Origin of the sequence: Corynebacterium sp. HMSC066C02, from assembly GCF_001814945.1 — a bacterium.
GTDB lineage: Bacteria > Actinomycetota > Actinomycetes > Mycobacteriales > Mycobacteriaceae > Corynebacterium > Corynebacterium aurimucosum.
Map to the genome: position 1 here is coordinate 36,976 of NZ_KV818447.1, position 13,607 is coordinate 50,582.

Sequence of the window (13,607 nt, forward strand, 5' to 3'; positions counted from 1 at the left end):
ACCATGATGCTGCTGCATTCTGTTGAACTGAACAACGTCCGGGGCGTGGAGCACCTGGAGGTCAAAGACCTCCCGGAGACCGGGGTGGTGGTCATCGGTGGGCCGAACGAAGCTGGAAAGTCCACGCTGGTGGAGGCCATCGATTTCGTGCTCACGGAAAAGCACACGGCAAATTCCAAGCCGGTGAGGGCGCTCCAGCCTGCCGGCCGCGATGTGGGACCTGAGGTCACGCTGGAGGCAACCGTGGGGCCTTACCGCTTCCGTATTCGCAAGCGGTGGGTGAAGAAGCGCACCTCGGAGCTGCATGTTTTCTCCCCGCGCCCGGGCCAGTGGACCGGTGCCGAGGCGGATGGGGAGTTGGAGCGCATCCTTAGTGAGAACGTGGACCGCGCGCTTCTCGACGCCCTCTTCGTCCGCCAGGACGACCCCCACCAAGGCATCGCCGCGGTGGGCATTCCTTCCCTAACCGCCGCACTCGAAGAAGAAACCGGGGCGAGTGCCGCGGCAGAAGATTCTGAACTGCTCACGCGCATCGAAGCGGAATATAAGGAGTACTTCACCGCGAAGACAGACAAGCCGGCAGGAGACTATAAGGCTGCCATTGCTGCGCTGGCGGATGCTGAGGAGAAGCACGCTGCCGCCGAGGCCGCCCTGCGCGAACTCGACGGCGTGGTGGAGCGCTATGAAGCCGCCGAGCTGAAGAAAGCCGAGGCTGAAGCCGCTCTGCCGGCAGCCGCGGAAGAATGCGAGCGCCGTGACGGTGAGCTGCTCGCCGCTCGGGCCGCCCAGGAGAAAGTCACCGCGCAGGAGGCGGCGGTGGCTCGGGCGGCGGAGGCTGTGACGCGCGCGGAGAAGGAAGCGGAGCGCCGTAAAGCTGTGGTTGCTGAGCATGCCGCAGCTGCCGAGGCTGCTGAGCGTGCCGCCGCAGCGGTTATTCAAGCCCGCGAGAGGGCCGAGGAAGAAGCCGCCGCCCGAGCGAAGCTGGAAGAAGTGCACGCCGAGGTCCACCAGCGCTATGAGGCCGTGCGCGAGGAGCGCCAGCGCGCCCGCCGCGCGCAGCAACGCGCTGAACGCGAGGCCCTGGGTACCCGCCTCGAAGCACTGAACAAACTGGAAGAGACTTTGGCGTCCCGCCGCCGTGAACTGGCCGCGACTCCCGACGTTCCGAACCTTCAGGCCTTGGAGGACGCTGCACGCGAGGTCACCGTCCAGGAGCGCCTGCGCGCGGCTGCGGCGGCCAAGCTTTACTTTTCTGGCGAGGGCTCCTTTAGCGTAGATGGCGAAGAATGTGCGCTGGAGAGCGGTCAAGAACTGGCAGTCGAACTGCGCGAGGGCACCACGCTGAAGATCGGCGACATTACCGCCCGCTATGCAGCCGGTGCGGGCGATAGCGGTGAGGAAGGCGTGGAGAAAGCCCGAGCGGAGCTCACACGCCTGCTGGAAGACGCCGGGTGCGAGGACGTGGAGGCCGCCCGTGCCACCCACGAAAAACACGTAGAGCTAGCATCCGCTGCCGATACCGCGGCCCGCGAACTCACTGCGGCGCTGGGTGGGGAGGACCTGGGTGAGTTGCGTGCTCGCTTCGAGGCGGGCGCGGCCGATGTTGCGGACACCGAGGGGCCCGGCGGCTCTACCGATTCCACCGCACAGCCGCGGGAGCTCGACGTCGTGGAGCAGGAAGAAGAGGAGCTGCGCAGGAAGCTGGATGAGCTCGACCGCGCCCTGGCACCCTACCGCGAGAACAAGGCGGGCACCGCACTGGAGGTGGCGATGGTCCGTGCGGAGGAGGCCACGATGCAGCGTGATGCTCAGGCCGCAGCCGTAGAGGCCGCCCGCGCCAAGCTCAGTGATGCCGAGGTGACCGCCGCGATTGAGACAGCACGGACTGAGCTGGCGAAGGAGAAGGCGGCTTTGGAGGAGATGTCGACCGTGGATGTCGACACCGCAGAGCAGCTAGCTAGGGGAGCACACACGCACGTTGATTCACTGAACGCAGCGGTCAATGCGGCGGTTGGCGATATGCGCGAGTTTAACGGGCTTATCACTATGCACTCTGGTGCAGCTGAGGATGCAGAGAAAGCTGCCGCGGAGCTCGAAGTGGCTCGTGAGCGCCATGCCGCTGTCGAGCGCCGTGCGAATGCCGCGCGCTACCTGCGTACGCTCATGCTGCGCCACCGCGACGCCGCCCGCCAGCGCTATGCTGCGCCCTTTGTCACGGCTCTTAATGGTTTGGCTCGCACCGTCTTTGGCGGTGACGTGGACTTCGAGCTCTCCGAAGAGCTCAAGGTCCAAGCTCGCAGCCGTAACGGTGAGACCGTGTCCTTCGACGCGCTCTCCGGCGGTGCTAAAGAACAGCTGAGCATCCTGACACGCTTTGCCATCGCTCAGCTAGTGTCCGGCGAACCGGTTCCCGTCGTCATCGACGACGCGTTAGGGTCTGCCGACTCGCAGCGCCTTCAGCTTATGGCGGCGTTGTTCAGCAAGGCCGGGAAAAACACTCAGGTCATCGTGCTGACCTGTATGCCGCAGCGCTACTCGTGGGTACCGGGGCGCATGGACCTAGATATGGAGAGACTTACAAGCGCTTAAGTCATGGAGTGTAGGGTGTGAGCCATGACTGCGGACACTCGATGGCTCACGGAAAGCGAACAGGACCTCTGGCGGCACATTCTCGCCAGCATTCGCAAGATTAATCGCGGCATGGAGGAAACCCTCTTAGCCTGCAGCGATATCTCCGCGGCGGAGTTTGCGGTCCTCGTCTCGCTTTCGGAGGCACCCGATCACATGCTGCGTTTGCGCGAGTTGTGCTCAGAATTGGAGTGGGACCGCTCCCGCGCCTCCCACCAGATCACACGCATGGAAAAGCGCGGTTTGGTGCGCAAGGAAAAGTGCGCAGGCGATGCACGCGGCGTTGAGGTCGTCATGACTAAGGCCGGCCGGGAACGCCTGGAGGCGGCAGTTCCTGAGCACGTCGAGTCGGTGCGTCGCATGGTGTTTGATCACCTCGATCCTGCCGATGTTCCGGCGCTTCTGCGCTTTTGCAAGGGCGTCCTGTCGGAGAATAATCTTCCGGGCTATGACGGCTTCGTTCCGGACGAACGCCTGGGCCTCCACGCAGACTAGCCGTGCCTGGCGCGGGTAGAGTAGGGCCCGTCCGTTAATTCACCAGGAGGTGACCTTCCCACACCATGATGGGACAAGAACTGTTTGAGCATCCGCAGCGCCAATACGTTACGTACGGCATCACTCCCTTGAAGGAACTCAGCGTGCAGGTGGGTTCGGTTGAGGATCTGGAAGAGCTCACCGAGGAACAAGCCACCGCGCTTGAGGCAGCCCTTGAGCAGCATCCGGAGGGCGCACTAACCTTCGATGATGCCTCGCAGCTGTGGATTATTGGCGCGGAAGAAGATATTGAGAGCATGCTCCAGGACCGTGAAGACTTCGTCGAAGCGCTCAATAACAATGAGGATCCTGGGGTCTAGGCCACAGTCGGCGTCAAACTAAAGGCGGATGCGTTCTGAAAGATCTGCGTTTAACTACGGGCGGCTCTGCATAAACTGCTAAGATACTCTGTGTTAAAGGGCGAGCATCCCCCGTGCAGTGAAGAGAAGGCATTCCATGAGAATGCAGTCTGGCTAGGGGAGCTAAGTGAAAGGATTAAACATGATCGTCGAGCGCGATATGGCTCAGGAGCAGCGTGAAGCAGCTGCACGTGACAAGGCTGACGGCTGGGTATCCGTCTTCGTTCAGTGGATTCCCTCCATGCTTCTCTCCGTGGTGCTGCTTGGTGCTTTGATGTTCGGCATGTACTACGTCGAGCACGGCACCCTGGACATCACCCAGCCAATCGTCAATCAGTACATCACCCAGTAAACTGGTTCGCTCTCTTTTCACCGCCCGGCGGGGGAGAGCAGCTTGACGTAAAGCCCCAGCAGCAATGTCTGCTGGGGCTTCGTTCTTCCAACCTGCCGCACCCCTCAACCTTGTTCCCCTGAGCCGAAAGCCACCGTGGTTTGGGGAGGGTTTCATGCATGCGCAGAACCATGCCCAGGCGGCGCAACTGCCCTAGCTGCCAAAACCATCGCGCTCGCCGCAAGATCTGGCCAGAACTTTGGCAACTAGGGCAGTGTTGAGCCTGAAAGTGAGTCTCCGAGTAAGCAATTCTTCGCCCTTCGCGCTCACCGTCGGTCTCAATCAGTCGCCGTCCGCGGCTTCGGTGAGCGCGAAGGGTGTATTCATCCGATAGTGTGAACGCCATGGACTCTCACATCTACGTTCGCTATCTCAACGGCCCGCTCCAGTGGCTGGGAATCATCGTTGGCCTTGCCGTCGTGGCAGCTGTGGTTCCCACGATGATTGACTCTACGTGGGCAGCAGTCCTTTTCGGTGCCTTGGTGATCGTTGCAACCGTGGCTTGCATCATGATGCGGGTGAAGATCGTCGTGAGTGACGACGACGTAGCTGTTTCCATCCTGGGTATATTCACGAAGAGGATTCCACTCAGTGATATCACCGGGGCAAGCATCGGTCCCGAGACTGGGCTCAAGGAAGGTGCGGGCCCGCGTGTTGTCGACGGAGCACCGGCTTATATCGTTTCTGGGCCAACGGTTCGTATAGAGCATGGCCCGGACTCTCTTATCGCTTCGGCGAAGAACCCGGAGGAAGTGGTCTCGGATATCGAGGCGCGCTTGCGCTAGTTCTATATCCCCAGACTTGGATTCCGCAACCTCCTGGTGGGAGGTGGGGTGTCACCCAGCGCTGGGCGACGCCCACCTGCAGGTTGCGGGTTTCAGGTCTGGGGGAATGCAGAGAGCGAAAGGCTTTCCCGCACTCGTGGCATCGTTGAAAATGAGGGCCGGGGTGCGGCCTGATGAGAGAGAGTTGTGGGCATGAAAAAGTGCCCCTGACAGGGATCGAACCTGCGACCTTCGGTACCGGAAACCGATGCTCTAATCCGCTGAGCTACAAGGGCATTGCTGGCGAAATGCCAACGATGCGATTCTAGCCTATAAAGACTGAAGCGCAGTAATTGGCCTCACGCTGATGGGGGTGTGGTGGGAGGAAAGGCGCGGCTAGGTAAGCCGCGCCTTCATTGTTCCCGCAGCCTTTCTGGCTAGGCGGGCTGTTACTGAGCCTCGGGCTGGTCAAAGAAGCCCGGCGCATCCGCAGTGTGGACCTCACCGGTGCGCAGGTAATCAACCACAATCTGGTCGACGGCCTTGTTGCCCATGGCGAAGTGGCCGTGGCCTGGGCCGTGCACAGTCACCACTCGAGACTGCATCGGATCGGAGAGGCCGCGGTAGAAGGCGTACGGGGTCTGCGGGTCACCGGTAGCCTGCAGCTGCAGCGGCTTGGTCTGCAGCTTCTCACCGGAGACGGCAATCGGGGTGCTGACCGGTGCGCGACCGCTGCAACCCGCGCCAGAGGCGTACATCGAATTAAACAGAGTGAACGGGTCAATCGTCACGTAGTTCGACCAGAGGAACGCCGGAATGAGAGTCGGATCCGTCGGTGCGGTGTTCTCATTGCACATAATGATGTTTTGCATGCTCATTGCATTGACGAGCTGCTGCTGGGCTTTTTCTGGATCCTGTTGAGGCTGTTGTGCCGCCTGCTCCTCAAAGTTCATAGGCTCAACACCTCCGATGTGCTTGGCCAGTGCGTCCCACATCTCGGGGCGGGGGAGGAGCTCACGGGTCGCGCTCAGCGTCTGCGAAGAAGCTTGAACAGCCTGCGGGTTGCGTACCTTGCCTGCAAGGTGCTCTACCTGTACGCGCAGCTCTCCCGTGGCGGTCATGACGTTGGCGCCGGGCTGGCCAGCAAACTCCAGTCCTGGCGGGAGGTCACCAATCTGGGCGTTCGGGGGAAGCACAGTCGGGCGCACGCCTGCTTCCTTGGCCACGATCTGGGACCAGCGCTCATAAGCCTTCAGCGGCGTGGTACCGGCGTGGTAGGTGGCGTCATTCTTGGCCACGTACGCAAAGAAGTCATGGAGGGCATTCTCATAGCCTGCCTGTTGGGAGGCGAAGATCTGGTTCCATGCCATCTTCGGATTCATGCCGGAGTCCAGCACGACCTTGTCGGTGTGCTGCGGGTAAAGCGTGGCGTAGGTGGAGCCTAGGAAAGTGCCGTAGGAAAGACCGGCGATGTTGATTCTCTCCTCACCGAGCGCCTGGCGAACAACCTCCCAGTCCTTAGCGGTGTTCTCCGTGGTTAGGGAGTCGGTGTAGCCCGGGGTGTTCTTCTCACAGTCATCGCGGGTAATCGCGCCGATCTGCGTCAGCTGCGCTAGCGGGTTTCCGCGTACTTCGCTGGACGAGCAGTTCACTTCTCCGGATTCGCGCAAACCGCGGGGCTGGACGCCAATGATGTCGTAGCCCTGCTTGATTTCCTCAGGCCACGCCGCAAAGTTAGCCCAGCTGTATGCGTCACCGCCCGGACCGCCAGGGTTGGTGAATAGGGCGCCCTGGCGGTTGCCCGTGGCCTTGAGGCGGATGAGGCCGACATCGATGGTGCCCTTTTCCGGCGCATCGTGATAGGTCGGAACCGTAACGTGACCGCACTCGGCGCGCTCTTCGGTGACCCCCTCCGGGCACGGGCCCCAATTGATGGTGGGTTGGTCTGCGTGAGCGACAGCGGGCGCGGCAACCAGACCAGCAGCGATAGCCACGGGCCCCAGCACCGAGCCTAAAACACGAGAAAGACGCATAGAATAAGGCTCCTCAAATCGTTAGTTGGTACGGGCCTTATCCTATGCGCCGGGGGCGATGTGAGCCGAGTGCTCAAAAAGGGTGGGTGCACCCGATCGTCACATTACTTAACAATCACCACAATGAGATCGCGCGGGCCGTGGACGCCCTCCACGCGGGAGAGCTCAATATCCGAGGTAGCAGACGGGCCAGAGATCCACGTCGCTGGGCGCTCCGGGTTCATACGGGAGACAACCTCCGGGATGCCGTACACGATCTGCTCCTTGCGAACGATGCACACGTGACGGTCCGGAACCAAAGTCAGCGCGCGGCGGCCGCACGTCTCATTGGACTCGAGCACGATGGTGCCGGTCTGCGCGGAGGTGACGTGAGATTCGGTCACCACGGCATCGACAGCGTCGAGCTCGCGCGGGTCCTTGGCGTTGTCATCAGGAGTGATGGTTCCCTCGAAGCCGTCCAGAAGCCCAGCGTCCATGCCGGGTGCGTAGACGACGTTCGAGCAGCCGCGCTCCTTCAGGATGCCCACGAGGGTGGAATTCAACCCAGACTCATCGGTGACGTGCACGTCAGCCTTGTAGTCTTCGAGGCGGTCCACCAGCATCTCACGCAGCTCATCCTCGTTGAGCGTGCCTTCCTTCTGGTACTCGCGCGGAATGTCTACGTGGTCCGGCAGGCCGGCCTGCTTCTGGGCGGCGGAAATGCGGTTGAGGATTTCCTCTTTGGCGGTGGTCACTTGATGCCCTCCTTCTTGGCTTGGGCGAGGAGTTCTTGAGCTTCGTCAGTGTCGAACCATTGGCGGAAGGACTTCTTCGGCGGAACGGCGGTATCGCGTACCTCGGACCAACCAGACATAAACAGCGGTAGCTTGTCGATGACCCCGTTGAAACCACCGAGGACACGGCCGAGCGCCACCATGTGGGTTATCTGGTTCCAGATCTTCGGGTTCTTCCACACAAGCTCAACTACCTGGAAGAGCTTCTCTTCGACCGGCGGGGTGGCGTGGGTGACCTTCTGGTAGCGGTTTTCCAGAATGACCTGGGAGAGCGGGATGCGCACCGGGCATACCTCGTCGCAACGGCCGCACAGGGAGCAGGCATAGGGCAAGCTTGCCGACGGATCGTTGTGGTCCTTCATGCCAGTCAGCTGTGGCGTCAGGGAGATACCAATCGGGCCCGGGTAGACGGAGCCATAGGCGTGGCCGCCGGCGCGCTCGTAGACCGGGCAGACGTTCAGGCAGGCAGAGCAGCGGATGCACTTGAGCGCCTCGTGGCCCTTGGGGGAGGACAGAGCAGCGGTGCGGCCGTTGTCCAGCAGCACGATGTGGAAGTTCTGTGGGCCGTCACCTTCGGTCACGCCAGACCACATGGAGGTGTATGGGTTCATGCGCTCTGCAGTGGAGGAGCGCGGCAGCAGCTGGAGGAAGACCTCGAGGTCCTGGAAAGTCGGGACGAGCTTCTCAATACCCATCACGGTAATGAGGGTTTCCGGCAGGGTCAGGCACATGCGGCCATTGCCCTCAGACTCCACGATGTTGATGGTGCCGGTTTCTGCCACACCGAAGTTAGCGCCGGAGATGGCCACCTTGGCCTTCATGAACTGCTCGCGCAGGAACTGACGGGATGCTTCAGCCAGTTCCGCCGGCTCGGCCTTGAGGGAGTCATCGGTATTCGGCATCTTGTTGACAAAGATGTCACGGATCTCCGCGCGGTTGCGGTGGATAGCCGGGACCAGAATGTGGGAAGGCTTGTCCTCTCCCAGCTGGACGATGAGCTCCGCCAGGTCGGTCTCTTGGGCGTGGATACCGGCTTCTTCCAGGTGTTCGTTGAGCGCGATTTCCTGGGTGGCCATGGACTTGATCTTGACCACGTCGGTCTCACCGGTTTCGCGGATAAGGCCCTCGATAATCTCGTTGGCTTCCTTGGCATCGCGTGCCCAGTGGACGATGCCTCCGCGCTTGGTCACCTGCTCTTCGAACTGGACCAGCAATTCACCCATGCGTACGGCGACGTCATCCTTGAGCGCGGAGCCGGCGTCGCGAAGCTGCTCCCAGTCCGGGGTCTCATCCACGGCGTGCTGGCGCTTATCACGAATGGTGGTGGTGGCGTGGTGCAGGTTGCGGCGCTGGGTGGCGTTGTTGAGACCCACGTGAGCCAGCGGCACGAAGGCCTTCGAGCCGCGCAGGTTGCCGTAGCCTTCGGGGGCGCGCGGAGGAGTGGTGTCGAGGAAGGAAGTCATTAGAGCATCTTCTCCTTGGAGTAGGCCGCAGAGGTAGGAGTCCACGGGTGTTCCTTGGTGGAGGCGAGGATTTCCGCCAAGTGGATAGCGCGAACACCGGAGCGCTGGCGAGCCAGAGCACCACCGATATTCATCAGGCAGGAGGAGTCACCGCCGGTGACGTATTCGGCCTCGGTTTCGCGGATGTGGCGGGTCTTATCACCGACCATCGCTGCGGAGACCTCCGCGTTCTTGAGGGCGAAGGTTCCGCCGAAACCGCAGCATTCTTCTGCATTAGGCAGCGGGGCGAGGTCGATTCCCTCGACCTCCTTCAGCAGCTGGTAGGGGCGGTCACCCAACTTGAGGAAGCGCAGGCCGTGGCAGGAGGGGTGGTAGGTCACGCGGTGAGGGAAGAAAGCGCCGACGTTGGTGACCCCGGCGACGTCGACCAGAAACTCCGGCAGATCCAGGGTCTTGCCGGCTGCCTTCTTGGCGCCGTCCACATCGGCGGAAGTGCCGAAACGATCAGCGATCATCTCGTGCTGCTCACGCACGGCGCCCACGCAGGAGCCGGAGGCGGAGACCACGTAGTCGATGGAGGGATCCGCAAAGGCGTCCGCATAAGTGCGGATCATCCCCAGGGTCTGCTCCTGGTAGCCGGTGTTGATGTGCATCTGGCCACAGCAGGTCTGCTCCTCTGGGAAGACGACGTCATAGCCCAAGCGAGAGAGAATGAGGGCCGTGGCCTTATGAGCATCGGGGAAGAGTGAATCACCGATGCAGGTGGAAAACAATGCTATTCGCATTCGCGTGTGCTCCTTAGTCTGCCTCTCTGTAGCTTGTCCTGTGCTTGGCACAGCGATGGTGTACTCGGATGCGCGCTACCAGGACAGCCGCAGTGGGCATTTTTCGAGTTTGTATCTATGAGCCTACCGCCCAAAACTCACATTATCGAGGCGGAATTAGCCCTCCTACCTGGCGTTTTATCGCAACATTAATGTTGTGAAATTCCTTACGTGCAGAGATGAAGCGGTCACAAAAAGCGGGCAAGCGAAAACCCCCAGATGTGGCGAGTGAAGTGCCCGATTCTGGGGGTAGTTGGTGCTGAGGACTGAGAACTTAAGGAACCAGGAAGCCCAGCACGTTGGTCATGAGAAAAACGATGATGCACACGACGGCAAGGAAGGCCACGGAGTAGCCCACAACGGCCTTGAAGATGCGGGATTCCTCGCCCTCCATTTGAACCGCAGTGGCTGCAATGGCCAGCGACTGCGGGGAGATCATCTTGCCCACAACGCCACCCGAGGTATTGGCAGCCAGCATGAGGTCCGGGTTAACGCCGATGCGCTCAGCAGCGGTGACCTGGAGGTTGGCAAAAAGGGCGTTAGCGGAGGTATCCGAACCGGTAACCGCGGTACCAATCCAACCCAAGACGGGGGAGAAGAGCGCGAAGATACCTCCGACAGAAGCCACGAACTGGCCGATGGAGATGGTCTGGCCGGAGTAGTTCATAGTGTAGGCCAGCGCCAGGACCAGGATGATGGTCAGCGCAGAGAACTTCATGCGGGAGATAACCTCGCCAAACTTAGCTAGCGGTGCCGATGCCTCCAGCGTGTAGCGGCCGTTCTCGTTGAAGGACATGTAGATAACAGCCACGATGATGCCGGAAATCAACAGCAGGGTGCCCGGGTTGCCCAACACGTTGAACTTAAACGCGGTATCCATGGCGTGGCCTTCGGCGTCGAAGACGGTGCCTTCGAGAAGCGGCCAGGCAACGTTGAGCTGCAGGAAGCCGAAGATGGCAGGCCATGCGGTGGCGATTGCGAAGACTGCAGTGACCACGGCATAGGGCAGCAGTGCCATCCAGATGCGGCTGCCGTTGAGGTCCGTGACCTCCTCTTGGGCGGGCAACTCCATGCGCTCACGCAGGCTGTCCACACCCTTGGGCTTCCACACACGCAGGAAGAGGAAGCCAGCGCCGAGGGAGACAATGCAAGCCACGACGTTGGTGAGCTGGTAGGCAAAGAAGGTGGCCGCGGCCCACTGAGCAATGGCGAAGGAGATGCCGATGACAGCGGCGGCGGGACCTGCTTCTTTAACACCGCGCATGCCGTCAAGGATGAAGAGGATAAAGAAAGGCACGACGGCGGCGATGAGCAGGACCTGCAGCGAAATCAGTCCGGCGATATCAGCGGTCTGTTCGGCGGTACGGCCGCCCACGGAGCCTGCGGTGGTCACCGGGATGCCTACCGCGCCGAAGGCCACGGGTGCGGTGTTGGCGATGAGCACGGTGGTGGCTGCCTTGAGGGGTTTGACGCCCAGCGCCAGGATCATGGTGGCCGTAATTGCTACCGGAGCGCCGAAGCCGGCGAGCGCCTCCAAGAGGCCACCGAAGCAGAAAGCGATGAGAATGGCCTGGATGCGAATATCGCCATCGCCCAAGAGGTCAAAGGTCTTGCGCAGGTCATTGAAGCGGCCAGAGGCCACGGTGACCTCGTAGAACCAGATGGCAGTAATGATCACCCAGACGATGGGGAAGAGGCCGAAGAGCCCGCCGCGCACCGCGGAGGACAAAGCCATGCCGGTTGGCATGCCCATGCCAAAAATGGCGATGAGAACCGCGACGAGAAGCGCTACCGCACCCGAGGAGTGAGCGCGGGCCTTGAGCCCTAGGAGCATGATGAAGAACGCGATGAGCGGCAGCGTGGACACCAGCGCGGTGAGCCCGACGTTGCCAGCAATGGCGTCGGTGGTGATGTTGAAGGTTGACATAAAACTCAATTCCAGTTGGCTCCCGCTGGCGTCTTTGTGGAGAAACCCGGCATGCGGCACCGCATGTGTCGGCCAAGCGAGAAGGCGAAAGGTTGGATCGATTCAGATAACGCCTTTAGGGTAGAACTTGGTGCTTCGCTGTGCCGCATTGTTCACCTGATGGGGGTGAGTGACCTTGCTAACCTCTGCGACCTGATAGCGCCTCCCAGCGGCGGAGACGATAGACTTTGGCCCTATGAATCCTGAAGATCTTTCCGTCCTGATCAAGAACACTGCCGCTGCCGTGCTCACCGAGCATGAACTGGACGCCTCCGTCCTGCCAGAGACTGTCACCGTGGAGCGCCCGCGCAACCCGGAGCACGGTGACTATGCCACCAACCTGGCACTCCAGGTAGCCAAGAAGGCTGGTGCCCAGCCCCGCGAGCTGGCGCAGTGGTTGGCGGATGCCCTCGCCGGCAACGACGCCATCGATGAGGCCTCCATCGCGGGCCCGGGATTCCTTAACATTCGCCTCGCTGCCGCAGCGCAGGGCGCCATCGTGGCCCAGGTGCTCAATGCCGGTGCAGACTTCGGCAGCAACACCACCTACCAGGGCAAGAAGATCAACCTGGAGTTCGTCTCCGCGAACCCGACTGGCCCGATCCACCTGGGCGGAACCCGCTGGGCTGCCGTGGGTGATTCGCTGGGCCGCGTGCTCGAAGCCTCCGGCGCGGAGGTGACCCGCGAGTACTACTTCAACGATCACGGCGGCCAGATCGACCGCTTCGCTCGTTCCCTCGTGGCTGCCGCCAAGGGCGAGCCGACCCCGGAGGACGGTTACGGCGGCGATTACATCAAGGAGATCGCTCAGGGTGTGCTGGAGCAGAACCCGGACGCCCTCGACGGCAGCGATGCCGAGGTCCAGGAAGCCTTCCGCTCCGCGGGCGTGGAGATGATGTTCGCCCAGATTAAGGAGTCCCTCCACGAGTTCGGCGTGGACTTCGATGTCTACTTCCACGAGAACTCCCTCTTCGAGTCCGGTGCCGTGGAGAAGGCCATCCAAAAGCTCAAGGACAACGGCAAGCTCTACGAGTCTGAGGGCGCATGGTGGCTGAAGTCCACCGAGTACGGCGATGATAAGGATCGCGTGGTCATCAAGTCTGACGGCAACGCCGCCTACATCGCCGGCGATATCGCCTACGTGGCCGATAAGTTTGACCGCGGCCACGACCTGGCTATCTACATGTTGGGCGCAGACCACCACGGCTACATCGCCCGCCTGCGCGCTTCCGCCCAGGCTTTGGGTTATGACCCGGAGGCCGTCGAGGTCCTCATCGGCCAGATGGTCAACCTGGTCCGCGATGGCCAGGCGGTCAAGATGTCCAAGCGTGCCGGCACCGTCATCACTCTTGATGACCTCGTCGAGGCCATCGGCGTCGACGGCGCGCGCTACTCCCTGGTGCGCTCGTCCGTGGATTCCAGCCTGGACATCGACTTGGGCCTGTGGGCTTCGCAGTCGGCGGATAATCCGGTCTACTACGTGCAGTATGGCCATGCCCGTATTTGCTCCATCCTGCGCAAGGCGGCAGAGCTGGGCTTCGACACCGCCGCGCTCGCCGATGCCCCCCTCGACCTCCTCACCCACGATAAGGAGGGCGACCTTATCCGCACCCTGGGCGAGTTCCCGGAGGTTGTGGCCACTGCTGCCACGTTGCGCGAACCGCACCGCATCGCGCGCTATGCCGAGGAGCTTGCTGCTGTGTTCCACCGCTTCTATGACCAGTGCCAGGTGCTGCCGAAGGCTGGTGAAGAGACCGAGTCGATTCACTCCGCGCGCCTCGCCCTGGCCAGCGCCACCCGCCAGGTCATGGCCAATGCCTTGACCATGGTTGGGGTCAGCGCACCGGAGAAGATGTAAGACGGAGAAGATAT

Annotated in this window: 11 protein-coding genes and 1 tRNA gene; 6 read left to right on the forward strand and 6 right to left on the reverse strand. The window is 61.6% G+C overall.

The genetic code is table 11. The features are described 5' to 3' along the window. The first annotated feature begins 3 nt into the window (after positions 1-3). The 5 genes from HMPREF2996_RS04955 to HMPREF2996_RS04975 all read left to right on the forward strand — a co-directional run bounded on the left by HMPREF2996_RS04955 (position 4) and on the right by HMPREF2996_RS04975 (position 4,697). Positions 4-2,589, forward strand: a complete 2,586-nt coding sequence (locus HMPREF2996_RS04955; RefSeq protein WP_070730396.1) for an AAA family ATPase — start codon at positions 4-6, stop codon at positions 2,587-2,589. Positions 2,590-2,613: 24 nt separating this feature from the next. Beyond that, positions 2,614-3,123, forward strand: a complete 510-nt coding sequence (locus HMPREF2996_RS04960) for a MarR family winged helix-turn-helix transcriptional regulator (RefSeq protein ID WP_070644742.1) — start codon at positions 2,614-2,616, stop codon at positions 3,121-3,123. A gap of 65 nt (positions 3,124-3,188) precedes the next feature. Next, the gene (locus HMPREF2996_RS04965; protein ID WP_070644741.1) at positions 3,189-3,482 is read left to right on the forward strand and encodes a molecular chaperone GrpE; all 294 of its coding nucleotides are present in this window, start codon (positions 3,189-3,191) and stop codon (positions 3,480-3,482) included. A 181-nt stretch (positions 3,483-3,663) separates the two neighbouring features. After that, a complete protein-coding gene (locus tag HMPREF2996_RS04970; RefSeq protein ID WP_070710964.1) occupies positions 3,664-3,873 on the forward strand; it encodes a hypothetical protein in 210 nt (69 codons plus the stop codon). 383 nt (positions 3,874-4,256) lie between these two features. Next, complete coding sequence (locus HMPREF2996_RS04975; protein ID WP_070730399.1) at positions 4,257-4,697, forward strand: hypothetical protein; 441 nt, start codon at positions 4,257-4,259, stop codon at positions 4,695-4,697. 201 nt (positions 4,698-4,898) lie between these two features. Here HMPREF2996_RS04975 and HMPREF2996_RS04980 read toward each other — a convergent pair. From HMPREF2996_RS04980 to HMPREF2996_RS05005, 6 genes are all read right to left on the reverse strand, one after another. Next, positions 4,899-4,972, reverse strand: a tRNA-Arg gene (locus tag HMPREF2996_RS04980). A gap of 153 nt (positions 4,973-5,125) precedes the next feature. Then, positions 5,126-6,709 (reverse strand): alpha/beta hydrolase, encoded by a 1,584-nt coding sequence (locus HMPREF2996_RS04985; protein ID WP_070730401.1) that lies wholly within the window; start codon positions 6,707-6,709, stop codon positions 5,126-5,128. Positions 6,710-6,813: 104 nt separating this feature from the next. Then, positions 6,814-7,443 carry a LutC/YkgG family protein gene (locus tag HMPREF2996_RS04990; RefSeq protein ID WP_070646026.1) on the reverse strand — a complete coding sequence of 210 codons (630 nt, stop codon included), beginning with the start codon at positions 7,441-7,443 and terminating at the stop codon, positions 6,814-6,816. Next, complete coding sequence (locus HMPREF2996_RS04995) at positions 7,440-8,945, reverse strand: LutB/LldF family L-lactate oxidation iron-sulfur protein (protein WP_070730403.1); 1,506 nt, start codon at positions 8,943-8,945, stop codon at positions 7,440-7,442. Before HMPREF2996_RS04995 ends, HMPREF2996_RS04990 begins: the two co-directional genes overlap by 4 nt. Continuing rightward, complete coding sequence (locus tag HMPREF2996_RS05000; RefSeq protein WP_010187137.1) at positions 8,945-9,730, reverse strand: (Fe-S)-binding protein; 786 nt, start codon at positions 9,728-9,730, stop codon at positions 8,945-8,947. Before HMPREF2996_RS05000 ends, HMPREF2996_RS04995 begins: the two co-directional genes overlap by 1 nt. Before the next feature lie 313 nt (positions 9,731-10,043). After that, a complete protein-coding gene (locus tag HMPREF2996_RS05005; RefSeq protein WP_070730405.1) occupies positions 10,044-11,696 on the reverse strand; it encodes an L-lactate permease in 1,653 nt (550 codons plus the stop codon). 235 nt (positions 11,697-11,931) lie between these two features. Here HMPREF2996_RS05005 and argS point away from each other — a divergent pair, with 235 nt between their 5' ends. Further along, positions 11,932-13,593, forward strand: coding sequence for an arginine--tRNA ligase (gene argS / locus HMPREF2996_RS05010; protein WP_070730406.1), 1,662 nt, complete (start codon positions 11,932-11,934; stop codon positions 13,591-13,593). The last annotated feature ends 14 nt before the right edge of the window (positions 13,594-13,607 follow it).